Origin of the sequence: Pseudomonas sp. B6(2017) (genome assembly GCF_002112765.1) — a bacterium.
In the GTDB taxonomy this organism is placed as follows: domain Bacteria; phylum Pseudomonadota; class Gammaproteobacteria; order Pseudomonadales; family Pseudomonadaceae; genus Aquipseudomonas; species Aquipseudomonas piscis.
The window spans coordinates 171027-194564 of record NZ_NEIQ01000015.1 but is presented as its reverse complement, the minus strand read 5'-3'; the positions used below and the strand labels follow the sequence as shown (position 1 = coordinate 194564).

Annotated in this window: 20 protein-coding genes; 6 read left to right on the top strand and 14 right to left on the bottom strand. The window is 67.0% G+C overall.

Features of this window, described 5'->3' with window-relative positions:
• The first annotated feature begins 123 nt into the window (after nt 1-123).
• The 6 genes from CAG11_RS24550 to hcnC all read left to right on the top strand — a co-directional run bounded on the left by CAG11_RS24550 (nt 124) and on the right by hcnC (nt 5373).
• Complete coding sequence (locus tag CAG11_RS24550; protein WP_068578310.1) at nt 124-474, top strand: hypothetical protein; 351 nt, start codon at nt 124-126, stop codon at nt 472-474.
• A 40-nt stretch (nt 475-514) separates the two neighbouring features.
• On the top strand, nt 515-910 hold the full coding sequence (locus tag CAG11_RS24545) for a hypothetical protein (RefSeq protein WP_085598356.1): 396 nt from the start codon (nt 515-517) through the stop codon (nt 908-910).
• 189 nt (nt 911-1099) lie between these two features.
• Entirely contained in the window at nt 1100-2041 is a 942-nt protein-coding gene (locus CAG11_RS24540; protein WP_085598354.1) for a hypothetical protein, read from the top strand.
• Between the two features lie 371 nt (nt 2042-2412).
• Nucleotides 2413-2730, top strand: a complete 318-nt coding sequence (hcnA, locus tag CAG11_RS24535) for a cyanide-forming glycine dehydrogenase subunit HcnA (protein ID WP_053128978.1) — start codon at nt 2413-2415, stop codon at nt 2728-2730.
• The gene (hcnB, locus tag CAG11_RS24530) at nt 2727-4136 is read left to right on the top strand and encodes a cyanide-forming glycine dehydrogenase subunit HcnB (protein WP_085598352.1); all 1410 of its coding nucleotides are present in this window, start codon (nt 2727-2729) and stop codon (nt 4134-4136) included. Before hcnA ends, hcnB begins: the two co-directional genes overlap by 4 nt.
• Nucleotides 4129-5373 (top strand): cyanide-forming glycine dehydrogenase subunit HcnC, encoded by a 1245-nt coding sequence (gene hcnC / locus CAG11_RS24525; RefSeq protein WP_053128984.1) that lies wholly within the window; start codon nt 4129-4131, stop codon nt 5371-5373. Before hcnB ends, hcnC begins: the two co-directional genes overlap by 8 nt.
• 223 nt (nt 5374-5596) lie before the next feature.
• Here hcnC and CAG11_RS24520 read toward each other — a convergent pair whose 3' ends face one another.
• From CAG11_RS24520 to CAG11_RS24450, 14 genes are all read right to left on the bottom strand, one after another.
• Nucleotides 5597-6577: a D-glycerate dehydrogenase gene (locus CAG11_RS24520; protein ID WP_085598350.1), complete on the bottom strand. Its 981-nt coding sequence runs from the start codon at nt 6575-6577 to the stop codon at nt 5597-5599.
• A gap of 18 nt (nt 6578-6595) precedes the next feature.
• Complete coding sequence (locus CAG11_RS24515; RefSeq protein WP_085598348.1) at nt 6596-7891, bottom strand: MFS transporter; 1296 nt, start codon at nt 7889-7891, stop codon at nt 6596-6598.
• Nucleotides 7892-7965: 74 nt separating this feature from the next.
• Nucleotides 7966-8922 carry a sugar kinase gene (locus CAG11_RS24510; RefSeq protein ID WP_085598346.1) on the bottom strand — a complete coding sequence of 319 codons (957 nt, stop codon included), beginning with the start codon at nt 8920-8922 and terminating at the stop codon, nt 7966-7968.
• On the bottom strand, nt 8915-9697 hold the full coding sequence (locus CAG11_RS24505; RefSeq protein WP_085598344.1) for a sugar phosphate isomerase/epimerase: 783 nt from the start codon (nt 9695-9697) through the stop codon (nt 8915-8917). Before CAG11_RS24505 ends, CAG11_RS24510 begins: the two co-directional genes overlap by 8 nt.
• Before the next feature lie 159 nt (nt 9698-9856).
• Nucleotides 9857-10882 carry a LacI family DNA-binding transcriptional regulator gene (locus tag CAG11_RS24500; protein ID WP_085598342.1) on the bottom strand — a complete coding sequence of 342 codons (1026 nt, stop codon included), beginning with the start codon at nt 10880-10882 and terminating at the stop codon, nt 9857-9859.
• Nucleotides 10883-11052: 170 nt separating this feature from the next.
• A complete protein-coding gene (locus CAG11_RS24495) occupies nt 11053-11694 on the bottom strand; it encodes a DUF1345 domain-containing protein (RefSeq protein WP_085598340.1) in 642 nt (213 codons plus the stop codon).
• A 125-nt stretch (nt 11695-11819) separates the two neighbouring features.
• Entirely contained in the window at nt 11820-12434 is a 615-nt protein-coding gene (locus CAG11_RS24490; RefSeq protein ID WP_085598337.1) for a glutathione S-transferase, read from the bottom strand.
• A 226-nt stretch (nt 12435-12660) separates the two neighbouring features.
• Complete coding sequence (locus CAG11_RS24480; RefSeq protein ID WP_085598335.1) at nt 12661-16338, bottom strand: AAA family ATPase; 3678 nt, start codon at nt 16336-16338, stop codon at nt 12661-12663.
• Nucleotides 16335-17579 (bottom strand): exonuclease SbcCD subunit D C-terminal domain-containing protein, encoded by a 1245-nt coding sequence (locus CAG11_RS24475; RefSeq protein ID WP_085598334.1) that lies wholly within the window; start codon nt 17577-17579, stop codon nt 16335-16337. The genes CAG11_RS24480 and CAG11_RS24475 overlap by 4 nt, the downstream gene beginning before the upstream one ends.
• Before the next feature lie 87 nt (nt 17580-17666).
• Nucleotides 17667-19301, bottom strand: coding sequence for a BatD family protein (locus CAG11_RS24470; RefSeq protein WP_085598332.1), 1635 nt, complete (start codon nt 19299-19301; stop codon nt 17667-17669).
• Nucleotides 19298-21040, bottom strand: a complete 1743-nt coding sequence (locus CAG11_RS24465; protein WP_085598330.1) for a VWA domain-containing protein — start codon at nt 21038-21040, stop codon at nt 19298-19300. The genes CAG11_RS24470 and CAG11_RS24465 overlap by 4 nt, the downstream gene beginning before the upstream one ends.
• Entirely contained in the window at nt 21037-22113 is a 1077-nt protein-coding gene (locus CAG11_RS24460) for a VWA domain-containing protein (protein WP_085598328.1), read from the bottom strand. The genes CAG11_RS24465 and CAG11_RS24460 overlap by 4 nt, the downstream gene beginning before the upstream one ends.
• Complete coding sequence (locus tag CAG11_RS24455; RefSeq protein ID WP_085598326.1) at nt 22106-22600, bottom strand: DUF4381 domain-containing protein; 495 nt, start codon at nt 22598-22600, stop codon at nt 22106-22108. Before CAG11_RS24455 ends, CAG11_RS24460 begins: the two co-directional genes overlap by 8 nt.
• Complete coding sequence (locus tag CAG11_RS24450) at nt 22597-23538, bottom strand: DUF58 domain-containing protein (protein ID WP_022644091.1); 942 nt, start codon at nt 23536-23538, stop codon at nt 22597-22599. Before CAG11_RS24450 ends, CAG11_RS24455 begins: the two co-directional genes overlap by 4 nt.

The window sequence follows — 23538 nt, the reverse complement described above, 5'->3', positions numbered from 1 at the left end:
GCGGCCTGGATTCTAAAAAAACTTTCATCTATCGCACTCACCCCATCATGGTCAGTGAAATCCAGCGTCACTGGGCCAGAACGCTGATATCATCTGGCCACTTTTTTGCCAGGAGGCACGAGCATGGGCAGGGTGATCCAAATGGGCAGCAAACCCGCTTCATTGCTGTGCCTGGGCCTGCTCCTTTTGCTGGGCAGCAGCGTTGCGCTGGCGGGCAACCAGCCCTGTTCCGGGCGCAAGGGCGGCATCGCCCGCTGCGATGGCGAGTTGTTCCTGTGCCGTGATGGCTCCATCAGCGCCTCGAAGAAAAACTGCGCGCTGATGTTCGGCGAACCTGCACCCAGCCCCCGGGCGCAACCGTTGCTGCGCGACGCCGAGGGCTGCAGTTGCGGCTCCGGCAGCTTCTGCACCGGGCCCAGGGGCGGGGTCTACTGCCTGACGCCCAGTGGCAATAAAAGCTACAAGCGGCGCTAGCCAAGCCGGCGCCGGATCCTTCCATTCCAGACTATCGACGATGAACAAGACCTCCCGTTTCAAACGCCTGGGCTGGCTGCTGCTGGTGAGCCTGGTGCTCAACAGCCTGAGCCAGATCCTGTTGGCATTGCCCGCGGCCATCGCCCTGGTGGGCGCCGTGCCGCATCATGCCTGGAGCCTGTTGGTGACCACGGGCGTCAAGATCCTCCTGCTGACGCCGCTGACCGCCGTGATCCCGGGCCTCTTGATGCTCTTCGGCCTGCGCTTTGGCGCCTGGGCCTGCCTGCCGATGTGCATCCTGCTGATGATCCTGGGGCCCTGGCCTGGAACCAGCATCGGCCAGTTCCTGCTGGGTTACTGGATCATCGCCTTGCTGGGCCGCTTTGCCTGGCTCAAGGGGCGCGACCTGTACTACTACGTCCGGGCCAAGGCCTGAGCCTGACCGTGCAGAACGCCCGCCGGACAACCGATCCAGTGGGCAATCTGCCCGGCCCCTGGCGTTTTGTTCGCGCTGCAACCTACTGAAAAACAAAGCATTCATTGGTTTCGTGCAACTGGCATGACGACTGCAATCCTCTGATCGAGACTTGCTTCGTCACCTTCATCTGCCAGGAGCAGAACAACAATGAACAGACCTTCTGAACACCTGCTTGCTACCACCGATGTCTCCAGCCATGGCTCGGGGGTGTCATGGTCGGCGATCTTCGCCGGCGCCGCGGCGGCTGCGGCCCTGTCGTTGATCCTCTTGCTGCTGGGCCTGGGCCTGGGGTTCTCCTCGGTGTCGCCCTGGACCGGCAGTGGCCTGGGCGCCAAGGGCCTGGGTATCTCCAGCATCGTCTGGTTGGCTCTGACGCAGATTGTCGCTGCGGCCCTGGGCGGCTACCTGGCCGGGCGCTTGCGGGTGAAATGGGCCAACCTGCACGGTGACGAAGTGTATTTTCGCGACACCGCCCATGGCTTCCTGGCCTGGGCCGTGGCGACCCTGGTCACCGCGACGTTGCTGGTAGGCACCGTTGGCAGCCTGGTTGGCGGCGGCCTGCAGGCTGGTGCGCAGTTGGCTGGCGGCGTTGCAGGAGCGGCGACCCAAGTGGCCGGTCAGGCGGCCAGCCAGGGTTCCCGGGAGGATTATGGCTACTTCGTCGACAGTCTGTTTCGCGATGATCGCCCGGTGGCAGTGAGTGACGATGCGGCCCGGGGCACCGTGTCGCGCATCTTCGTGCGGACCCTGGGCAACGATGGTCAGTTGGCTACCGAGGACCGGGCCTACCTTGCGCAACTGGTGGCCCAGCGTACCAACCTCGGCCAGGCCGAGGCCGAGCGGCGGGTCGATGAAGTGTTCGCCAAGGCCCACCAGGCCGTGGAACAGGCCAAGCAAGCGGCCAGGGAGGCAGCCGATACCGCTGCCAAGGTCGCTGCATGGTCCTCGCTGTGGATGTTCATCGCACTACTGTGCGGCGCTTTCTTCGCCAGCCTGGCCGCGCTATACGGCGGCCGTCGTCGGGACGCGGTGGTCTGGGTCGAGACCGACCTCCAGCCACGTACCACAGCGCCCCTTGCCACCCATTGATCAGGAGATATCCCCCATGCGCTCATTACTCTTGTGGTTCCTCGGCGTACCTATCCCGGTAATCATCCTGATTGCCCTGTTCATGCATTGATGCCCGCGCGTTGATGCCACTGTGAACCGCTGCCGGCCTGTGCCCGCAGCGGTTTTTTTTGCCCCTGGCCCGAGACGTCGGGACACTGGCGGCATTTTCATGACGTTGCGCGGGCATTTGCTTGGCCCAAGTCAATACTCGTGTCCGACAAACCGACTAGATTGGCCCGCGCCTGGTTCTGGCAGAGTCTCCGGAACCGTGACGTTGCCACGTCCCCGCGCCGGGACCCGGACGGCAGGATGCCGGCAACCGCCTTTCACTTCTTCACGGATGAACCGCAATGCGTCAGATAGACCGCAACTTCGATATTCAGCCGCTGCAGCATGCGGACATGACCATCAGCCTCAATGGCCAGCCGGTCACCGCCGCGCTGGGCGAGACCGTCCTCAGCGTCATCCAGGCCACCGGCCTGCGCCAGGTGGCCCGCAACGACCATGGGCAATTGGTGGGTGCCTACTGCGGCATGGGCGTGTGCCATTGCTGCCTGGTGCAGATCGATGGCCGGCACAAGCGCCGGGCCTGCCAGACCCTGGTCAAGCCAGGCATGCAGGTGCAGACCCTGACCAACCGCATCAATGAAACGGAGCCCAGCCTATGAGCCAGAATCCGCTAATCGTCGGCGGTGGCCCGGCGGGCATGGCAGCGGCCATCGAGTTGGCCGAGCACGGCGTGCACAGCACCCTGATCGAAGAGGCTTCGCGCCTGGGCGGGGTGGTCTATCGCGGGCCACTGCGCGATGGCGTACAGCTGGATTACCTGGGGCCGCGCTACAGCGAGATGCTGGCCAAGCTGCACGGCGACTTCGGCGACCATGAACAGATGATCGACGTGCGCCTCAACAGCCGGGTGATCGGCGCCGAAGGCAGCCATAGCCTGATGCTGCTCGATGGCGAGGAACAAGTGCAGGAAGTGCCCTACGGGCAACTGGTGCTGGCCGCTGGCTGCCACGAACGCAGCGTGCCGTTCCCCGGCTGGACCCTGCCCGGGGTCAAGCTGCTCGGTGGCCTGCAATTGCAGATCAAGAGCGGGGTGGTCAAGCCCCAGAGCCCGGTGGTGATCGCCGGCACCGGTCCGCTGCTGCCCCTGGTGGCCTGCCAGCTGCATGCCGCAGGCGTGCGCGTGGCCGGAGTCTACGAGGCCAGTGCCCTGGGCAAGATCGCCAAGCAGAGCCTGGCCCTGCTCAACAAGCCACAGTTGTTCCTCGATGGCTTGAGCATGCTGGCCTACCTGAAGCTACACGGCATCGCCCTGCGCTATGGCTGGGGCGTGGTCGAGGCCCAGGGCCAGGATGCCCTCAGCGTAGTGACCGTGGCCCCGTATTCCAGCGACTGGCAGCCGGACATGTCCCAGGCCCAGCGCATCGCCGCCCAGACCCTGGCCATCGGCTACGGCTTCATTCCGCGCACCCAGCTCAGCCAGCAGATGGGCCTGGAGCACAGCTTCAGCGACGACGGCTACCTGCGGGCCAACGCCAACGTCTGGCAGCAGAGCAGCGAGCCGCACATCCACCTGGCCGGCGACATGGGCGGCATCCGTGGTGGTGAAGCGGCGATGCTCAGTGGCCGTATCGCAGCGTTGTCGATCCTGATGCAGCGCGATGTGTTGAGCAACGAAGCGGCCCTGCGCCGGCGCCAGGGCTACGAGCGCAAGCTGGCCTCGATCCTGCGTTTTCGCGGTGCGGTGGACCGCTACACCGCACGTGGTGTCGGACAGATAGAACTGCCCAAGGGCGACACCGTGATCTGCCGTTGCGAGCACACCACTCGCAACGATATCGAACGGGCCCTGGCCCAGGGCGTCGAGGACATGGCCAGCCTGAAGATGCGCACCCGGGTGAGCATGGGCGACTGCCAGGGACGGATGTGCGTGGGCTATTGCAGCGACCGCCTGCGCCAGGCCACCGGGCGCAAGGATGTGGGCTGGATTCGCCCGCGCTTCCCGCTGGATCCGATTCCATTCTCCGCCTTTGCGCCGGCCGACCAGGAGGTCTCCAAGCATGACTAAGCACTATGACGTGGTAATCGCCGGTGGCGGCGTGATCGGGGCGTCCTGCGCCTATCAGCTGTCCAAGCGCAAGGGCCTGAAGGTGGCCTTGATCGACTCCAAGCGCCCGGGCAATGCCAGCCGTGCCTCGGCCGGCGGCCTGTGGGCCATCGGCGAATCGGTGGGCCTGGGTTGCGGGGTGATCTTCTTTCGCATGATGTCGGCCAACCGCAAGCGCGAGGCCCAGGGCTCGGCGGTGGTGGTGGACTCCAGCACGCCGCACATCCTGCCGCAATCGTTCTTCGACTTCGCCCTGCAGTCCAACGAGCTGTACCCGCGCCTGCACCGCGAGCTGATCGGCTTGCATGGCATGGACTTCAAGTTCGAGCACACCGGGCTCAAGTTCGTCATCTACGACGATGAAGACCGGCTGTACGCCGAGCATATCGTCGGCTGCATCCCGCACCTTTCGGAGCAGGTGCGCTGGCTCGACCAGGCAGCCCTGCGCGCCTCCGAGCCGAGTATCAGCCATGAGGCCCAGGGCGCCCTGGAGTTCCTCTGCGACCACCAGGTCAACCCGTTCCGCCTCACCGACGCCTACACCGAGGGCGCCCGGCAGAATGGCGTCGACGTGTTCTTCAACACCAACGTCACCGGTGTCTTGCACCAGGGCAACCGGGTCACTGGCGTGCAGACCGCCGAGGCCGGGGTGTTCCATTGCTCGACCCTGATCAACGCCGCCGGCGCCTGGGCTGCGGAACTGAGCCTGCAGGCCACGGGGATGGAGATCCCGGTCAAGCCGGTCAAGGGCCAGATCCTCCTGACCGAGCGCATGCCCAAGCTGCTCAACGGTTGCCTGACCACCAGCGACTGCTACATGGCGCAGAAGGACAACGGCGAGATCCTCATCGGCAGCACCACCGAGGACAAGGGCTTCGACGTGACCACCACCTATCCGGAGATCAACGGCCTGGTGCAGGGCGCGGTGCGCTGCATTCCCGAGCTGGCCCAGGTCAACCTCAAGCGCTGCTGGGCGGGGCTGCGTCCCGGTTCGCCGGATGAGCTGCCGATCCTCGGGCCGATGGACGGGATCCAGGGTTACCTCAACGCCTGCGGGCACTTCCGCACCGGCATCCTGACCTCGGCGATCACCGGGGTGTTGCTGGACAAGCTGGTGCACGAGGAGGCGCTGCCGCTGGATATCACGCCATTCCTGGCCCGTCGCTTCGCGCTGGAGCCGCAGAAGAAACTGGCGTAGCGCGCCTGGCCTGAACGCCAGCCAAGCCGGCCCGCCGGTGCAAGGTTTCGTTGAGCAACATGCTCGCGAACCTTGCGCCGGCGGGCCTTTTTGTTTCTAGCGCAGTCGTTGTCGCAGGGGGGGCGATTGCTGGAAGGTCCTGCGGACCTTGGCGCAGCTTCGCAGGCTCGGCAGCGGCTACAGAGGCTGCGCACGGTCGCGCAGCGGCCACAGGGGCGCCGAGTTATTGGCGGTTCCAGGCCGCCGGGTTGACCAGGTTCGCCGGGCGATCGCCGGCCAGGGCAGCGAGGATATTGTCCACCGCGCAGCGCGCCATGGCCTCACGGGTTTCGAAGGTGGCCGAGCCGATATGCGGGGTGGCCACCACATTGGAGAGTTGCAGCAGCGGCGAGTGATGATCCAGCGGCTCTCGTTCGAACACGTCCAGCCCGGCGCCGCGAATGCGCCGCTCCTGTAGCGCTTGGATCAACGCCGCCTCGTCCACCACCTTGCCCCGGGAAATATTGATGAAGATGCTTTCGGGGCGCATCAGGGCGAATTCCCGGGCGCCGATCAGGCCTTGGGTCTGAGGGGTCAGCGGCAGGGTCAGGCAGATGAAGTCGGCCTCTTGCAGCAGTTGCTCGAGGCTGCGATAGCGGGCGCCGAAGCGTTGCTCCACGGCCGGCTTGGGGTGGTTACTGTGGTAGATCACCGGCATGCCGAAGCCGAAGTGCCCGCGCTGGGCCAGGGCCTCGCCGATACGGCCCATGCCGATGATGCCCAGGGTCTTGCCGTGTACGTCGCTGCCAAAATGCGCCGGGCCGATGCTGTGGTTCCACTGGCCGGCGCGAACCATGCCGGCCAGCTCCACCACGCGCCGGGCACTGGCCAGGATCAACGCGAAGCCGGTGTCGGCGGTGGTCTCGGTTAGCACGTCCGGGGTGTTGCTCAGCAGGATGCCGCGCCGGGTCAGGTAGTCGATGTCGTAGTTGTCGACCCCCACCGAGACGCTGGCCACGGCTTCCAGCCGGGGCGCCAGGTCCAGCAATGCCGCATCCAGGCGCAAGCTGGCGCCCAGCAGGCCATGGGCCTCGGGCAGGGCCTGGCGCAAGTGCTCCAGGCCGGTATCGTCGAGGTTTTCGATCAGGGTGACCGCCACCTGTTCCTGCAGGCGAGCCATCAGCGACGGCGAGAGTTTCTTGTACAGCAGCAGATGTTTTTTCATGGAAGTCTCTGTGGCGATTCAGGAGTGGGCCAGGCGCCGGCGCAGCGCCAGGGGTTTGGCCTGCGGCGTGCTGGCGCCGGGCTTGAGCAACAGGGTGAGCAGCACCGACAGCAGCAGCGCGCCGCTCATCAGCAGGTAGGAGGCCGCCGGCGAACCGGTGGCGCTGTTCAGGTAGCCCACCAGGTAGGAGCCGCCGAACGAACCCAGGGCGCCCATGCTGTTGATCAGCGCCATGGCGCCGCCGGCGACGTTGGCCGGCAGGATCTCCGGGACGATGGCGAAGAACGGCCCGTAGGGCGCGTACATGCAGGCCCCGGCGATCACCAGCAGGCCGTAGGACCACCAGAAATGCTCGGCCCCCAGCAGGTACGAGCCATAGAAGGCGAAGGCGGCCACCAGCAGCGGTGGCCAGACGAAGCGCTTGCGCTTCTGGGTCCGGTCCGACCCCCAGGACACCCCGAGCATGGCAATCACCGCCGCCAGGTAGGGCAGGGCCGAGAGCCAGCCGGCTTCGACCATGTCCATCTGCGCGCCATGCTTGAGGATCGATGGCAGCCAGAGAACGAAGCCATAGACGCCGATGCTCCAGCAGAAGAACTGCAAGGCCAGGATGATCACCTTGGGCGAGCGGAAGGCTTCGGCATAGTTCTTCACCGCCTTGATGCCTTGCTGCTCGGCGGCCAGGGCGTTCTCCAGGTCCTGTTTTTCCTGCTCGCCCAGCCACTTGGCCTGGCTCGGCCGGTCATCGGCCAGGCGCCACCAGATGAAGGCCCAGAGCACCGCCGGCAGGCCTTCGATGATGAACATCCAGCGCCAGCTGAAATGCTCCACCAGGTAACCCGACACCACCGACATCCACAGCATGGTCACCGGGTTGCCAAGGATCAGGAAAGTATTGGCCCGCGAGCGTTCGGCCCGGGTGAACCAGTGGCACAGGTAGACCAGCATCGCCGGCATCACCGCGGCCTCCACCACGCCGAGCATGAAGCGGATGCCGATCAGCATGTAGGCATTGGCGACGATGCCGGTGAGGGTGGCCAGGCCGCCCCAGAGAATCAGGCTGACGAAGATCAGCTTCTTCACGCTGCGCCGCTGCGCGTAGATCGCCCCCGGCACCTGGAAGAAGAAATAGCCGAGGAAGAACAGTGCGCCCAGCAGCGACGACAGCCCGGGGGTGATGTTCAGGTCGGCGGCCATTCCCGAGGCGGCGGCGAAGCCGTAGTTGGCACGGTCCAGGTAGGCCAGGCTGTAGGTGATGAAGACGATGGGCATGATGTACCACCAACGGCGGGCGGCGAGTTTGAGCGTATCCATGGCAGTTCTCCTGAGCTTGTTGTTCTTGTCGCAACAGGTGGTTGTTGGGTTCTTGGCCTCGAGGCCGGCCGGCTCTAGAGCGCGGCCGCCAGGCATGGCCGGTCGGTGGGCAGTTCATGGCGGTAGGGCAGGCCCTCCATGTCGCCACGGCTCTGCACCGCGCGGCTGCCGCTCCAGTTGGCCCGCTGCACCGCCTCGACCATGCCGCAGCTTTCCAGCAGGGCGCTGACCAGGCCCACGGCGAAGGCATCGCCAGCGCCCACGGTGTCCACCACCTGGGGCACCGGCACGGCATCGACGAAGCCGGCATCCAGTTGGGTGCGGTAGTAGGCGCCATGGGCGCCGAGCTTGATCACCACTGCCTCGGCGCCCTGGTCCAGGTAGAAGGCGGCGATGTCCGCCGGATCCTCGTAGCCGGTCAGCAGCCGGCCTTCGCCCAGGCCCGGCAGCACCCAGTGGGCCAGGGCCGCCAGGCGGTTGATCTCGCGGATCATCAACGCTTCGCTGGCCCACAGGCTTGGGCGCAGGTTGGGATCGAACGACACGCTGCGCCCGGCGGCGCGCTGGGTGCGCATCAGGTAGTGGGTCAGTTCCCGGGTCGCATCCGACAGCGCCGGGGGAATCCCGGTGGCGTGCAGGTGCCGGGCGCGCAGCAGCGCAGGGGCGACGTCGCTGATGTTCAGGTGGCTGGCCGCCGAGCCGCGACGGAAGTACTCGACCCGGGGATCATCGCCGGTCTCTTCCCGGGACTTGAGCTGGAAGCCGGTCGGGTGCAGTGGATCGCAACGCACGAAGCGGCAGTCCAGGCCCTCGGCCTTGAGGGTGTCGAGCACAAAGCGGCCCAGGGAGTCGTTGCCGACCCGGCTCAGCCAGGCCACCTTGAAGCCCAGGCGCGACAGGCCGATGGCCACGTTGCTGTCGGCACCGGCGATGCGCTTGTGGAAGTGCTCGACCTGGGCCAGGTCGCCGCTGTGTTCGGCGACGAACATGGCCATGGTCTCGCCAAAGGACAGGATATCGATCTCAGGCATTGGTGTTCTCCAGTCGCGACTGGCCCAGGCGGGCCAATTGCTCGACCTGGGTCGCGGTCACCCGCACCAGGTCGTCGCCCTGCAACGGGTATTCCACGGCCCGGGTAATACCTTGGGTCATGTGCCGCAGCAGTTGTTCCCACTGATGCAGTTCCGGGCTGCCGGGCGGTATCGCCACCAGCTTGCCGTCGACCCGCTGGCGCACCGCCTTGCAGTGCACGTAGCCGACATGCCGGCCCAGCACGCGCGCGGCGTTGACCGCCGATTGCTCCTGCCATTGCCAGTTGCCGATATCGAAAGTCATGCGCAGCGGCAGGTTGAGGGTTTCCACGGCGCTGAAGAACCGCTGGAACGGCTCGATGCGCCCGCCGTGGGCGGTTTGGTCGTTCTCCACCAGCAGCTGCAGCGGCTGGCGGAACAGCAGGCTGGCCAGGCAGCGCAGGTCGTGATGCTCATTGAAGTGGCCGAGGGATACCTTGAGCTGGCGGGCGCCGAACTCCCGGGCCCGCTGCAAGGTGGCGGACAGCTCCGGCGCCGGTTCGCTGCGCCCCGGCTGCCACAGCTCCAAGGGCGAGGAGTACACGCTGTCCAGCCCGTGTTCACGGGCGCCCTGGGCCAGCTCGGCGGGGTTCTCGCCGCTCAGCAGTTCTTCGCGCCATTCGATGCAGGACGCCCCGGCGGCGGCTACCAGGGGGATGAAGTACCCCTGGCCGTGCTGGCGCACCAGGTCCGCGCCGTAGCTGGACAGGCTGATGGAAACGGGTGATCTAGTCATGTTGCCTACCTCTGAAACCGGTTTCATTTTTGTTCGAGTCAATACTGCGTTGCTGTCTGTCCCTGTGCTTGCTGCACCTTGTGGCCGCTGCGCGCCCATGTGCAGCCTGCGGCATCGGCCATACGCGATGCACCCAGGCTCGTACGGCCTTCCACAGTCTTATCCTCGGGCCTGGCAGGTAGAGCCGCGGACGATCAATTGCGCGGGGAAATCCACTACCCGCGCCGGGCCGCTATCGCCACGCAGGCGCTTGAGCAGGCATTCGAAGGCGCTGGCGCCGATGGCCGCCGTGGGTTGGGCCAGGGCGGTGATGCCGTTGCCCACCAGTGGGTACCAGTCCAGATCATCGAGGGCGATCAGGCCCAGCTCGCCGAACAAGGGACGATCAAGCTGGCGCAGGGCATTGGTGGCTGCCAGGGCAGCCACGCCATTGGCGCAGAACAGCGCCTTGGGCCCGGCGCCGGGACTGTCGAGGAAGGTCTGCAGGCCGGCAGTGAGCCCGGCGCCGGTTTCCAGCACCTGGCCACGCAGGGACGGATGGCGGACGATCTCGGCGTGGAAGCTGGTGCTGCGCTCCAGGCGCGAGCTGGTGCCGTCATGGGGTTCGCTGACCAGCAGCAGGTCGCGGTAGCCCTGTTGTTCCAGGTGCTCGATGGCCAGGTGCACCGCCGCCGGGTTGTCCAGGCCCACGAGGTCAGCCTGCAACTGCGCCAGCTTGCGATCCACCAGCACCATGGGCATTTCCTCCTGCAATTGCTGCAATTGGTCCAGGTGGTGGCCCAGGGTGTTCACGATCAGGCCTTCGATGTTGTAGGCCCGCAGGTTGGCCAGGTGCCGGGCTTCCTGCTGGTCGTCGCGGTCGGTGTTGCACACCACCAGGCTGTAGCCGTGCAGGCGGCAGGCGGTTTCCACGCCGTGCATCACCGCAATCGAATAGGGGTTGCGGATATCGGCCACCAGCATGCCGATCAGGCGCGTGCGCCCGCGCTTCAGGCCGCGGGCCATCTGGTTCGGGCGATAGCCCAGTTCGCTGATGGCTTGCTCGATGCGCAGGGCGATGGCGTCGGAAAGCAGGGCGCGGTCTTCGCCGATGAAGCGCGACACACTGGCCTTGGAGACCCCGGCACGGTGGGCGACATCGAGCATGGTGACGCGGCTGCGCTGGGCGGCGGAAAACTGATTCACGGGCGCTGACCTTGTTCTTGGAATTATCGGTTCGCAGGATCTGTGAGGTTGGCCTGAAACCGGTTTCAGGAAACCGCAGAATCGGTTGCGCCGTCAAGTCTGTTGCAGGGGGAAAACAGCCCGCGTTCTTTGCCCAGCTGACCAGCGGTGGGCTGCGAGCCGCTGCCGGGCTAGCTGAACAGCCCGGCGGCGATATTGATGGAAAAGCCCAGGATCGCGGTGTTGAACAAAAAGCCGATCAGCGACTGGGCGAGGACGATCCTGCGCAGCTCGCGGGTGGCCACGCCGACGTCCGAGGTCTGCACGGCCACGCCGATGGTGAAGGAGAAGTACAGGAAGTCCCAATAGTCGGGATCCTTGAGGTTCTCGGCGAAGCGCAGGGCCGGTTCCGGGCCGTCCCAGGTGTAGTAGAGGCGGGCGTAGTGGACGCTGAAGATCACCCCCACCAGCAGCCAGGAGCCGATCACCGTCAGGCCGGTGAAGCCGTAGTGCAGCAGGCGCTGGGTGGTGTCCAGGTCCTTGCTGCCCACCAGTTCCAGGGTGATGGCCACCAGGCTGGCGATGGCGGCGACGGAGACGATCAGCAGCACCAGCCCGGCGTTTTCGTCCTCGGCCTCGGCGATGCGCTTGACCTGGTCGGCCCGGGCCCGGACCGTGAGCCAGAACATCAACGCCAGGTAGGTCCAGACCGCCACGTTCCAGCCGATGAGGATCTTGCCGGTGAGGGTCTGGGCCGGCACCAGCAAGCCGGCGATGCAGCCGGCCAGGACACCGAAGGTCAGGCGGGGATGGGTACGGATCACGATGGACATGGCGACTCGCCGTTGCAGGACAGGTGCTGAACCTTAGCACGGCAGTTTTGCCGGTTTCGCCTGGTGGTAGCTGCGCAGGCCTGTAGATACCGTCATGCCCGTTACCGGGCAAGCGCAACTCGGTGTCAGGCGGGCTTGGCCATGATCGCGCTGAACAGCTCGGACTCCAGCCAGCCCTGCAACCAGGCTTGCAGCGCCGGGTAGGGCGCCTGGGCGAACCAGTCGCGGTCGACATGGGCGAACTGGCGGACGAAGGGCAGCAGGGCCGCGTCCGCCAGGCTTGGATGGCCGCCCAGCAGATAGCGCTGCTGGCTCAGTAGCCGCTCCAGGCGCGCCAGGAACAGTTCGCCCTGGGCCCGGTAATGCTCCATCGGTGCTTCGGGGTAACGCTCGGCGTACTTGTAGCGATTGAGGTGGACCTTGAACACCTGGTCGTTGTCCTCGATCAGCCCCGCCATCTGCGCCCGGGCTTGAGGATCGCCCAGCAGGCGCCAGTCCCCGGGGTCATTGTGTTCCAAGGCCCAGAGCATGATCTGCAGGCTTTCATCGATCACCTGCCCACCGACGTTGAGCACCGGCACCGTGCCCTTGGGCGACAGCGCCAGCATTTCGGGTGGCTTGGCCTTGAGGCTGACTTCGACTATCCGTGGTCTCACCCCGGCATAGCGCAGGGCCAGCCGGGCGCGCATGGCATAGGGGCAGCGGCGGAACGAGTAGAGGGTGGCCTGGGCGTCGTTCATTTCACCTCCGGGTGGCTTAGGGTCTGTTGCCGTTTCGCCGCGACCGCGCCGGAGCCGGTTTTAGCGCGGGGCTAGGCACGAGACGCGAGGTTTGGCCGTCCAAATGAGCGTTCGAGTAACGACGTACCGCGCTAAAACTGGCCCGTCCCTTCGGGTTGCGCGGCAAATGGCGCCATGCGTCGTTGCGGGACTTGGCAAGGGAACAACCATTGCCTGCGTTCCACGCCTAGCCTGGCGCCATTTGTCGCGGCAACGCGGCTTGCGGCGAAACGGCAACAGACCCTAGTCCATTGCCCTGGCGGCTGACCTGGATCTGCACCGCGATGCGCTCGTGCATCTCCTGCACGTGGGAGATCACCCCGACCTTGCGGCCCTGGGCCTGGAGGCCGTCGAGGGCGTCCATGGCCAGTTGCAGCGACTCGGGGTCGAGGCTGCCGAAGCCTTCGTCGATGAACAGCGATTCGATCTTCAAGGTGCTGGAGGCCATGGACGCCAACCCCAGGGCCAGCGCCAGGGACACCAGGAAGGTCTCGCCGCCGGACAGCGAATGCACCGAGCGCAGTTCGTCGCCCATCTCGGTGTCCAGCACCAGCAGGCCGAGCATGCTGCCGCCGCGCTTGAGGCGATAACGCCGCACCAGCTGGCGCAGTTGTGCGTTGGCGTGGTGCACCAGCAGGTCGAGGTTGTAGGCCTGGGCGATCTTGCGGAACTTGTCGCCCTCGGCCGAGCCGATCAGGGCGCTGAGCCGGGCCCAACGCTGCCATTGCTCGTACGCCTGGGCGATGCCCTGGGCCAGGGCCTGGTTGGCCTCCTGGCGGCGTTGATCTTCGCTCTGCCGGGCGCGCAGCTCGGCCACTTGCTGTTCGTCGGCCAGCGCTTGTTGCGAAGTGGTTTCCAGAGCTTGGGCCAGCTCCTCGGCTTCCAGGTTGCCGTTGTGCTGGGCCTGGTGCTGCTCCAGGCGCTGCTGGCGCTCCTCGAGCAGTACGCGGGCCTGCTCGATGGCCTTGTCGTTGGCCTGCAGGCGCTCGCGCAGTTGGCGGACCTGGCTGTCGTCCAGTTCCAGCAGCCCTTGCAGCCCGGCGTCGTCGAGTTTCGGGTGCTGGGCGCGCCACTGCTCGATGCTGGCGGCCAGTTGCTGCTGCTCGGCTTCCAGGGCCTGGCAGCGCTCCTGGCCGGCCTTGAGCTCGGCGGCCAGCTGGATCAGCTGCTGTTGCAGTTCCTGCGCTTGCTGCTGGGCCGCGGCCTGGGCCATGCGGGCCTGCTCGACGCCCTGTTCCAGCTGCTGCTGCCAGTGCTCGGCGCTGTCGTGGGTTCCCAGCAACTCGGCCAACCGCTGCTGACACGCCTGTTGCTGCTGGTGCAGGGCCTCGGCCTGCTGCCGGGCGTCGTGCAATTGCTGCTGGCGGGTCTGCTGGCGGTCTTGTTCCTTGTCCAGGGCCAGCTGGCGCTGCTGCTGTTCCTGGGTTTCATCCTGCTGTTCGCGCAGTTGCTCGATGCGTTGCAGCACTTGCTGGTCCAGCTGCATGAAGCTCGCCGCCGGGTCACGGCGCAAGCCGTCGAGCAGCTCGCCGGGCAGCCACTGGCTGAAGCCGCCGAGCTCTTCGTCCAGGCGCTGGCGATCGGCGTCCAGCTGCTCGCGCTGCTTCTCCAGTTGCTGGGCGGCCCGCTGGCTGGCATCGACGGCGGCCTGCAACTGGCCTTGCAGGCGTGCGGCATCCTTTTGCAGGGTCAACAGGGCGTCCTGGCGCTGCTCGTCCTGGCCGATGCTCTGTTGCAACTGCTCCAACTGCCGTTGCAGCCAGGCATCGCGCTGGGGCGGGTCCTGGTCCAGCAGCTGGGCGCCCAGGGGATGGGCTTGCAGGCTCGGGGCCATGGCCTGTTGTTGGGTGGCCAGTTGTTCCTGTTGCTGTAGCAGGTCTTTCTGCTGGGCGATCAGGCCCTGGACCTGGGCACGCAGTTCGGCCAGTTGCTCCTTGAGCCCATCCACGACTTTCCGGGCGGCGGCTTCTTCGTTTTCGTCATGGCGCCCAAGGCTCTGCAGCAGGGCCTCGGGTTGGTGATACGGGTGCTCGACACTGCCGCATACCGGGCATGGCTGATCGTCCTGCAGCTGCGCGCGCAACTCTTCCACACTGGCGCTGCGGGCCAGGCGCTGGCGCTCCAGCAGGGCCTGGGTCACGCTCAGGGCCTGCTCGGCCATCACCAGCTCGGCCTTGGCCTGGATCCCGATCTTGTTCAGCTCCTCGCGCTGGGTCGCCGCGGTTTGTTGCTTGTCCTGCAGCGCCTGGGCACGCTGGTCCAGCTCCTGCTGCTGGGCCCAGAGCCGGGCCAGGTCCTCGAACGAGCGTTGCTGCCTGCGGTTGTCCTGGAGCAGGGTGCCCAGCAATTGGATCTGCTCGGCCACGGCCTGGGGTTCGGCGCCGGCTTCGCGGTACAGCAGCTCCAACTGCGACCGCTGCTCGCCCAATTGGCGGGCGGCGGTTTCGGCGCGCTGCTCCAGGCCCGGCAGTTCCGCCTGGCCCTGGTTCAGGCGATTACCGATCTGCACCAGCTGTTGCAAGCGCCCGCGATAGGCATCCCAGGCTTCGCTCAGAGGCGCGAGGGTGGCGCTGTGCTGCAGTTGCCCGGCGATCCGCTCCAGGCGCTCGGCCACCAGGCGTTGCTGTTCCTGCAAGTGCTGGATGTCCTGCTGGCCCTGGGTGTTGGCCTGCTCGGCGCGCTCCCGGGCCTGGGTGGCCTGGGCCAGCTCCTGCTCCAGGCGTTGCAGGTTGCCTTGTTCGGCAAAGGCTTCGCGCAGCAATGGGGCCTTGTCGTTGGACTGTTCCTGGGCCTGGGCCAGGCTGGCGGTACTGTCCTGGACCTGTTGCTGGTGCGTTGCCTGCTGCTGTTGCAACTGCGCTTGTTGCGCCTGCTGTTGCTCGATCCGTTGCCGCAGGGGCTCGAGGGTTGCGCTCAGTTCGACCTGGCGCAGGAACTGATGGCGTTGGGGCGCCAGTTGTTCCAGGCGCTCCAGGCGCAGGCGCTCGGGGGCCAGGACCTTTGCCTCTGCCTCGGCTTCCTGCAACTGTTCGGCGGCGCTGTGCCGGGCCTCCTGCCACTGGCGCAATTCCTTGAGCCAGCCGTGCTGGGCCTCCAGCTGCTTGAGTTGCAGTTGCCGGCCCTTGAGCTGGTCACGGGCGGCGCCCAACTGCTGGTCCAGTTCGGCACGTTCTTCGTCTGGCAGCGGGGCAACGCCGCTGGCCTGGGTGGTGAGGGCCTTGTGCGCTTCGTCGGCTTCCTTGGCCTTGCTGAAGGCGCGCTTGCCCAACTGGCTGTAGATCGCCGTATTGGTGAGCTTTTCCAGCAGTTCGCTGCGCTCTTTGTCGTCGGCCTTGAGGAAGGCGCTGAACTCGCTCTGGGCCAGCATCACAGCCCGGGTGAATTGGGCGAAGTTGAGCCCCAGCTTGGATTCGATCAGTTGTTCGTAATCGCGCTTGCTACTGGTCAGCAATTGATTGTTGTCCAGATCGGTGAGGCTCTGTCGGCTGGCTTGCAGCTTGCCCGTGGCCTTGTCCCGGGCCCGGTTGGTTTCCCAGCGAGCGCGGTAGCGGTGCCCGTCAATGCCGAAAAAATCCACTTCGGCGAACCCGCTGCCGGTGCCACGGCGCAGCAGGGTGCGTGGGTCGCCGGTGGAGATATCGCTGTCGATTTCAGGAACCTTGTTTTCCTTGGCGATGTTGTTCAGCCGAGGCACGGCGCCGAACAGCGCCAGGCACAAGGCGTCGAGCAGGGTGCTCTTGCCGGCGCCGGTGGGTCCGGTGATGGCGAACAGGCCGGCGCTGGCCAGGGGTTCGGCGGTGAAGTCGATCTCGAACGGGCCGGCCAGGGAGGCCAGGTTCTTCAGGCGGATGGCCAGGATCTTCATGGCTGCTCACCTTCGTGCTGGACGTCCTGCAACAGCAGGGCGAAATCCTTGAGGGTCTGTTCATCCGCTTCATTGGCGTAGGCATCGCGCCAGGCCCGGCGGAACAGTTCTTCGGGGCTCAGTTGATCCAGTTCGATCAGCTGGCCGCCACTGTCTTGAGTGTCGTGCGCACCCTGGCCGGCGTATTCGGCCGCGATCCTCACCAGGCGCACGGCCTTGCCTTGCAAGGCGTTTTCCACCTGCTGGCGCAGGTCCGGCTGCGGTTCGTCCAGGCGTACCCGCACTTCCAGCCAGGGCTGGCGCTGCTCCTCGGCCAGCAGGTCGATGTCCGGCAGGGCGCCGAGCTGGGCCAGGATCTCGCCCAGCGGTGCCGGGCCCAGGCGTTGCAGGTTGACGGCCCGCGGGATCAGCCGCGGCTCGACGCTGAGCAACTGCTCACCGTCCAGGCGAATGTCGAGGATCTGGTGCTTGTAGTCGATCTCGGAGAACGACAGCGGGATCGGCGAGCCGCTGTAGCGGATGCGTTCCTCGCCGTTGACCTTCTGTGGCTTGTGCAGGTGCCCCAGGGCCACGTAGCTGATCTGCGGGCCGAACAGGCTGGCGGGCAGGGCCTCGGCGTTGCCGATCACCAGGCTGCGTTCGGAGTCCTCGGAAACCGCGCCGCCGGCCATATGCGCGTGGCTCACGGCAATCAGCGCCTGGCCCGGTTGGCGGCGTTCCTCGGCCGCGGCGATCAACCACTCATGGACCTGGGCGATGCCCTTGAGGTAGTCCTCGCCCAAATGGCGACCGGTGACTTCCGCCGGCCGCAGGAAGGGCAGGGCCAGGCACCAGGCCGCGATCTTGCCGCTGGTATCGGTCAGCGGTAGCAGCAGGCGCCCGGCATCCAGCTGGCCGTCATCGAGCCACAGCACCCGGCCCAGGGCATGGGCGCGCAGGCGCCGCATCAATGGCGCTGGCAGTTCGATGCGCGAGCCGGAGTCGTGGTTGCCGGCGATCATCACGATGCTCAGGCCAGGTTGCTGCTCGTGGGCGCTGACGATGAAGTCGTAGAGCCGTTCCTGGGCTTTGACCGGTGGGTTGACGGTGTCGAAGATATCGCCGGCGATCAGCAGCGCGTCCGGCTGCTCGTGCTTGAGCTGGCGCAACAGCCACTCGAGGAAGCAGGCGTGTTCGAAGTCGCGCTCCTGGCCATGGAGGTTCTGGCCCAGGTGCCAGTCGGAGGTGTGAAACAGACGCAAGGCAAACTCCAGGAAAAGCAGCTACCAGCTGCAAGTGGCAAGCTGCAGGCTCAAGCGGTTCTTGTCGCTTGGGCCATGCAGCTGCATTTATTTGGGATAGAGCGGCGGCAGGCTGATGGTATCGGCCTGGGGCGCCTGGACCCGCTCGGCGGTGGGAATGGCACGGATCGCCCGCCACAGTTCCTCGCCTTGCCAGTACTGGCCGCTCTCGCTGTAGAGGGCGCCGTTGAGGCCGTCCAGGGCATCGGACAGCGGGACGAAGCGTGCCGCCATCTCGGCCAGGGTCTCGGGCTGCTGGCGGGCCCAGGCGTCCAGGGCCTGGCGGGTGGCCTGGGGATCGTTGGCCTGGCAGGCGCGCTTGAGGTCGTCCAGCAGCGAGCGCGGGCTGGGGCCGCTCTGGACCACCCGGGCCACCGCCGGCTGCGAACGGGCACGCCACCACAAGCCGAAGCCCAAGAGGGTGGTGCAGGCCAGCAGCAGGGTGCTCAGTTGCCACAACCACAGGCTGTCGCTGACCGGGCCGACCTGGGCGGTACTGGCCGGGGCGTCCACCACCAGGCTCGGGTTGTCCGCCACCTGCAGGGTACGAGCCGGCAGGCTGCTGGTTTCCAGGCGATCGGCCTGGGTGTTCCACCAGGTGACTTCCAGGGCTGGCAGCTCGACGTTGCCGGTGCGGGTCGGCACCAGGGCCTGGCGCTCTTCGCGGATACCCAGCACGCCTTGCTCGACCTGCTGGTTGCTCAGCTGCGGCTGGTCCGGGTAGCTGCGCAGGCCGTTGATCTCGGCCATGGGCAGGGGCGGCAGTTGAGCGCTGGACAGGCCTTCGGCGCGCAGGGTCAGGCTGCGGGTCAGGGAGTCGCCGACCTGGGGATGTTCGGGCTCGGGGCTCCAGCTTTCGCCCAGGCTCAGGCTGCGCGCCGGCAGCCAGGGGACGTCGGCGGGATAGGCCGCAGGCTTGGCCATCACCGGCAGTTCCATCTCGGCCGAGCTGACGTGGATCAGCTTGCCGGGCCGGGCAGCCTGGGGCGTGGCGTCCTGGCTGGTGCCGGGGTTGGCCAGGGTGGCGCTGAAGGTCAGCGCCGGGATCTGCAAGACGCCGCTGTGCTGAGGATAGATCGCATAGCGCATCTCGATCACGCCGTGGCGCACGCCGTTGATCAGCTTCTCGTAGGTGCGCGCTTCTCCCAGTTGCTCGACCCGGGCATCGCTCAGTTGCAATGGGCTGAGGCTGCTGTCGTCGAACAGCGGCACCGAGTGATAGACGTGCAGGGTCAGCAGGGCCTGGGCCTGGACATAGACCTTGGGCTGGTCCAGCTCGGCATCGATGAACACCGGCTCCAGGTGCGCCTGCTGGTCCTGCTCGGGGCTGGCGTTGACCTGCAGACTCAGGGCCTGGCTGCGCAGCTCGCCCAGTTGCACAGGCTCGATGGCCAGGGTGCCTGTGTGGCGCGGCAGCAGGGTGACGATCCAGCGGGTGCTGGCGTGACTGTCGCCCAGGCTGTTGAGCTGGTTGACCTGGCGCGTGCCGCGGACTTCGAACTGCGCTTGCAGGGGCGCGAGGTCCGGCTTGCCGAACTGGGTGACGTCGGTGGACTCCAGGGTCAGCTCGACGGTCTCCCCGGCGTTCACCTGGCTACGGTCCAGGCTGGCGAGCAGCCCGGCAGCCTGGGACTGCGCGGTCCAGCAGGCGAGGGCAAGCAGAAGGGCGGTGCAGCGGGTCATCGAGTTTTTCCCTGATCCTGATGGGTTTGCTGTTCGTACCAGAATTTACGCCTGAGCAGTTCTCCCGGGTCGTCCGGGATCTTGCGCAACCATTGCTCCAGTGCCTGTTGGTGCTCAGCGTCCAGGCTGTCGTCCACCGGGCGCAATGGAGTGGTGGTGTGGGCATCGTCCAGCTCGCTGCCGGGCACTTCGCTATGGCCGGGCGCTTGCGGGTCGGCCTGGGTCGCGTCTCCAGGACCTGGTGGGTTGCTGGCGGACGCCGGTGGCGTCTCGCTGCCCGGTACTGGCGTGCTGGCGGTGCTGCCGGATTCGGGCCGGGCATTGTCCTCGGCATCCGGGCTCTGCGGTTTCACCTCTGGCAAGGGCTCCGCTGCCCGCCGCTGTTGCAGCAGCTGCTGGACCAGGGCCAGGTTCTGCTGCGCCGGTAGCAGCTCGGGTTGCAGTTCCAGGGCTTGCTCATAGGCGTCGATGGCCGCTTCCAGCTCGCCGCCATGGGCCAGGGCGTTGCCACGATTGTAATGGGCGCGGGCGTCGTTGCCTTCGGCGAAGCGCTCGGCGGCGGCATTGTAGTTGCCGGCCTCGTACAAGGCCACGCCCTGCCATTGGCGGTCCTGGAAATGTCGCGCGGCCTCGGCCGGGCGCTGTTGCTGCAGCAGGCGCTCGCCTTGCTGGTCCGGACGCAGCCACAGGTCGTTGAAGTCCAGGGCGTAGCTGGGTTGGGGCAGGCCCAGGCACAACAGCGGCAGGCAGAACAACCAGCCCCGGCGCCCGGCGCAGGCGGCCAGCAGCAACAGTGGCAACAGCAGCCAGTAGCCCTGGTCGGCCCAGGTGTCCAGGCGCAGGGTCTGGCCGTCGTCGCGCATGCCCCGGGGACCGCCCAGCAAGCCCAGGCCGCGCAGGTCGTTGTCGTCCAGGCGGGCCTGGCGGTAGCGCCCGCCGACTTCGCCGATGAATTGCTTGAGCCCGGGGCTGTCCAGGCGCGAGACCAGGATCGCGCCCTGTTCGTCCTTGAGGTAGCTGCCGTCTTCCAGCGGCACCGGGGCGCCATCGCGGCTGCCGATGCCGAGCATCAACAGTTGCGGGGCATCGCCGTCCAGGGCCTGGCGAATGCCCTGGCGCTCCTGTTCGCTGAGGGACGAGGCCAGCAGCAGCACCCGCCCCTGGCCGAGGGCGCCCTGGTCCAGCAGCTTGAGGGCCTTGCGCAGGGCCAGGTCGGCGCGCTGGCCGGCCTCGGGCATGATCGATGGCTTGAGGGCATCGAGCAGGTTGCGGCTGGTGGCCAGGTCATCGGACAACGGCACCAGGGTGTGGGCGCTGCCGGCATAGACCACGATGGCGGTCTGGGCGTCGCTGCGCAGGGCCAACAGGTCCAGCAGCTTGTGCCGGGCCTGGTCCAGGCGGTTGGACGGCACATCGCCGGCGAGCATCTGTGGCGTCAGTTCCAGCAGCACCACCAGCGGGTCGGCGGGTTTCTGGCTGGTCTGCTCGACCCGCTGCCAGCTGGGCCCCAGCAGCGCCAGTACCGCCAGCAGCCAGGCCAGGCCCAGGGCGACCCATGGCAGCTTGCTCTCGCGGCCGTTGCCGCCGCTGAGCAGGGCGGCATGGAAGGCCGGTGGCAGGATCATCTGCCAGCGGCCGGCGCGTTTCTGCCGGTGCCAGAGCTTCCACAGCAGCAGGGCCAGCAGTGGCAACACCAGCAACCACCAGGGCCGGAACCAATGGGGCCAGAGTCCGATCATCGACGCCTCCGCAGACGCAGGCGCTTGAGGCGTTGCCGCCAGTGAGGCAAGGGTTGCAGGAAATGCTCCTTGGTGAGGAAGCGTTGCAGGGGGTTGTGCGGCCAGCGTTCGCGCAACACCAGCAACACGCTGAGCAGCAGGGCCGCGGCCAGGGGCCAGTGATACAGGGCCTGGGCCGGACGGGCCTGGGTCGGTTGCTGGGCCACCGGCTCCAGCTGGTCGAGGGTGTCCTTGATGGCCGCCAGTTCCTGGCCGTCGCGGGCGCGGAAATAGCGCCCGCCGGTGACCTCGGCCAGCTCCTTGAGCGCCGGCTCGTCCAGGTCCAGGCTCGGATTGATGCCGAGGATGCCCAGGGTGGCGCTCTGGTCCGGGTCGGCGCCGATGCCGATCGGGTAGATCTTCACGCCTTCCTCGGCCGCCAGGCGCGCCGCGGTGATGGGGGCGATCTGGCCGCCATTGTTGGCGCCATCGGTGACCAGGATCAGCACCCGGCTCTGGGCCGGGCGCTGGCGCAGGCGCTTCAGGGCCAGGCCAATGGCGTCGCCGATGGCGGTGTTCTTGCCGGCGATGCCGATCTTCGCCTCATCCAGCCAGACCCGCACGGTGTGCCGGTCGAAGGTCAGGGGCGCCTGCAGGTAGGCCTTGCTGCCGAACAGGATCAGGCCCACCCGGTCGCCCTCGCGGTGTTCGAGAAAATCGCCCAGCAGGTGCTTGACCAGGCCCAGCCGGCTGACGTCCTCGTCCTGCCACTGCATGTCGGGGAAGTCCATGGAGCCGGAGACGTCCACCGCCAACAGCAGGTCGCGACCGCTGGCCGCCACCGGCAGTGGTTCGCCCAGCCATTGCGGACGGGCCGCCGCCAGCAGGAGCAGCATCCAGAGCAGGATGAAGCGCGCCTGCTGGCGCCAGGCCGGCAGGTTGGCCCTGGCGCGGCGCCGGGCCAGGCCCTCCAGGTCGCCGAGGAAGCTGACCTTGAGCGCCGGCTCGCCGCTGTCGGCCACCGGCAGCACCAGGCGCAGCAGCCAGGGCAGCGGCAACAGGGCGAAGATCCACGGCCAGGCGAACTCAAACATGCTTGCGAATCCAGGTGTCCACCGCCTGGGTCAGGCCGGCGATGGCTTTGTCGTCGAGCTTGCACTCGGGCTTGTAGGCGCCTTCCACCAGCACCATCCAGCGGGTCAGGCCGGCGGCCGGGCAGCGGTTGTCGAGGAACGCCAGCCATTTGCGGCCATTGAGGGTATGGCTCTGGCTGTTGGGGTAGTGGTTGCGGCACAGGCGCTTGAGCAGCCCGTTGAGCGCTTGCAGCCAGGCCCCGGCCGGGGCACCGTCGTAGGGTTTGGGCAGCAGTGCCAGTTCCGCCAGGGCGGCCAGGCGCACCGGGTCCAGGGGCTGTTCGGCGCGGCTCGGGGCCTTCTTGCGTGGCCACAGGTGGCGCCAGTGCCAGAGGGCGAAGGCCAGGGCCGGCAGCAGCACGGCCAGCAGCCACCAGCCCGGCGCCGGCGGCCACAGGCCCACCGGTGGTGGCGGCAGCAGGGGTTGCAGTTGTTCCAGGCTGCTCATCGGCCGGCTCCCGGACGCTGCGGGTTGAGGTACTCGCGCAGCTGCTCGACCATCTCGCTCTGGGTGCTCAGGGGCATCAGCAGGACCCGCAGCTTCTGCGCCAGGCGCTCCCAGCGGGCGATGCGTGCCTCGCTCTGGGCGCGGTAGGCCTGGCGCAGTTCATAGCTCAGGGTATCGAGTTCCAGCTGTGCGCCGCGCTCGGCGAAACGCATCAGGCCGGCGGCGGGCAGGGCATGGTCCAGGGGGTCGGACAGCGGCATCAGCAGCAGGTCGCAATGACGCGACAGCAGGCTCAGTTGTTGCTCGGCGGCATCGCTCAGGGCTCGCTCGTCGCAGATCACGATCACCAGGCTGCCGGGGCGCAGCACTTCGCGGCCGCGCAGCAGCGCGGTGCCCAGGGCGTCGCGCTGGGGCTGGGCGTCGGCGTGCAGCGACTGGTTGACCCGCACCAGGCGGTTGAGCAGTTGCAGCAGGCTCTGCTTGCTGCGCCGGGGCTTGATCTCGTAGTGCTCGTCGTCGCCAAAGACCAGGCCACCGACCCGGTCGTTGTGGCCCAGGGCGGCCCAGCCGATCAGGCTCGCGGCCTGGGCGGCGAGCACCGACTTGAACATCAGCCCGGAGCCGAAGAACAGCTGGCGGCTCTGCTCGACCATGATGAAGATCGGCCGCTCGCGCTCTTCGTGGAACAACTTGGTGTGGGGTTCCTGGGTCCGCGCGGTGACGCGCCAGTCGATGGTGCGCACGTCGTCGCCGGCCTGGTAGACCCGTACCTGGTCGAAGTCCACCCCGCGCCCGCGCAGCTTGGAATGGTGCAGCCCCACCAGCGGGCTGCGCTGGCTGGGCGTGGAGAACAGCTGCACCTCGCGCACGCGGTGGCGCATCTCGATCAATTCACCGAGGGTGATGCGGATGCCGGGTTCGGCGCTGGCGTGGGTCAT

What these genes read in the sequence shown, in the direction of transcription:
- CAG11_RS24455 (WP_085598326.1), bottom strand. Translation starts at nt 22,600, where the DNA reads ATGAGCAGCCTGGAACAACTGCAACCCCTGCTGCCGCCACCACCGGTG.
- hcnC (WP_053128984.1), top strand. Translation starts at nt 4,129, where the DNA reads ATGACTAAGCACTATGACGTGGTAATCGCCGGTGGCGGCGTGATCGGG.
- CAG11_RS24490 (WP_085598337.1), bottom strand. Translation starts at nt 12,434, where the DNA reads ATGAACGACGCCCAGGCCACCCTCTACTCGTTCCGCCGCTGCCCCTAT.
- CAG11_RS24465 (WP_085598330.1), bottom strand. Translation starts at nt 21,040, where the DNA reads ATGATCGGACTCTGGCCCCATTGGTTCCGGCCCTGGTGGTTGCTGGTG.
- CAG11_RS24515 (WP_085598348.1), bottom strand. Translation starts at nt 7,891, where the DNA reads ATGGATACGCTCAAACTCGCCGCCCGCCGTTGGTGGTACATCATGCCC.
- CAG11_RS24470 (WP_085598332.1), bottom strand. Translation starts at nt 19,301, where the DNA reads ATGACCCGCTGCACCGCCCTTCTGCTTGCCCTCGCCTGCTGGACCGCG.
- hcnA (WP_053128978.1), top strand. Translation starts at nt 2,413, where the DNA reads ATGCGTCAGATAGACCGCAACTTCGATATTCAGCCGCTGCAGCATGCG.
- CAG11_RS24505 (WP_085598344.1), bottom strand. Translation starts at nt 9,697, where the DNA reads ATGACTAGATCACCCGTTTCCATCAGCCTGTCCAGCTACGGCGCGGAC.
- CAG11_RS24540 (WP_085598354.1), top strand. Translation starts at nt 1,100, where the DNA reads ATGAACAGACCTTCTGAACACCTGCTTGCTACCACCGATGTCTCCAGC.
- CAG11_RS24480 (WP_085598335.1), bottom strand. Translation starts at nt 16,338, where the DNA reads ATGAAGATCCTGGCCATCCGCCTGAAGAACCTGGCCTCCCTGGCCGGC.
- CAG11_RS24550 (WP_068578310.1), top strand. Translation starts at nt 124, where the DNA reads ATGGGCAGGGTGATCCAAATGGGCAGCAAACCCGCTTCATTGCTGTGC.
- CAG11_RS24495 (WP_085598340.1), bottom strand. Translation starts at nt 11,694, where the DNA reads ATGTCCATCGTGATCCGTACCCATCCCCGCCTGACCTTCGGTGTCCTG.
- CAG11_RS24450 (WP_022644091.1), bottom strand. Translation starts at nt 23,538, where the DNA reads ATGACCCACGCCAGCGCCGAACCCGGCATCCGCATCACCCTCGGTGAA.
- CAG11_RS24520 (WP_085598350.1), bottom strand. Translation starts at nt 6,577, where the DNA reads ATGAAAAAACATCTGCTGCTGTACAAGAAACTCTCGCCGTCGCTGATG.
- hcnB (WP_085598352.1), top strand. Translation starts at nt 2,727, where the DNA reads ATGAGCCAGAATCCGCTAATCGTCGGCGGTGGCCCGGCGGGCATGGCA.
- CAG11_RS24545 (WP_085598356.1), top strand. Translation starts at nt 515, where the DNA reads ATGAACAAGACCTCCCGTTTCAAACGCCTGGGCTGGCTGCTGCTGGTG.
- CAG11_RS24460 (WP_085598328.1), bottom strand. Translation starts at nt 22,113, where the DNA reads ATGTTTGAGTTCGCCTGGCCGTGGATCTTCGCCCTGTTGCCGCTGCCC.
- CAG11_RS24510 (WP_085598346.1), bottom strand. Translation starts at nt 8,922, where the DNA reads ATGCCTGAGATCGATATCCTGTCCTTTGGCGAGACCATGGCCATGTTC.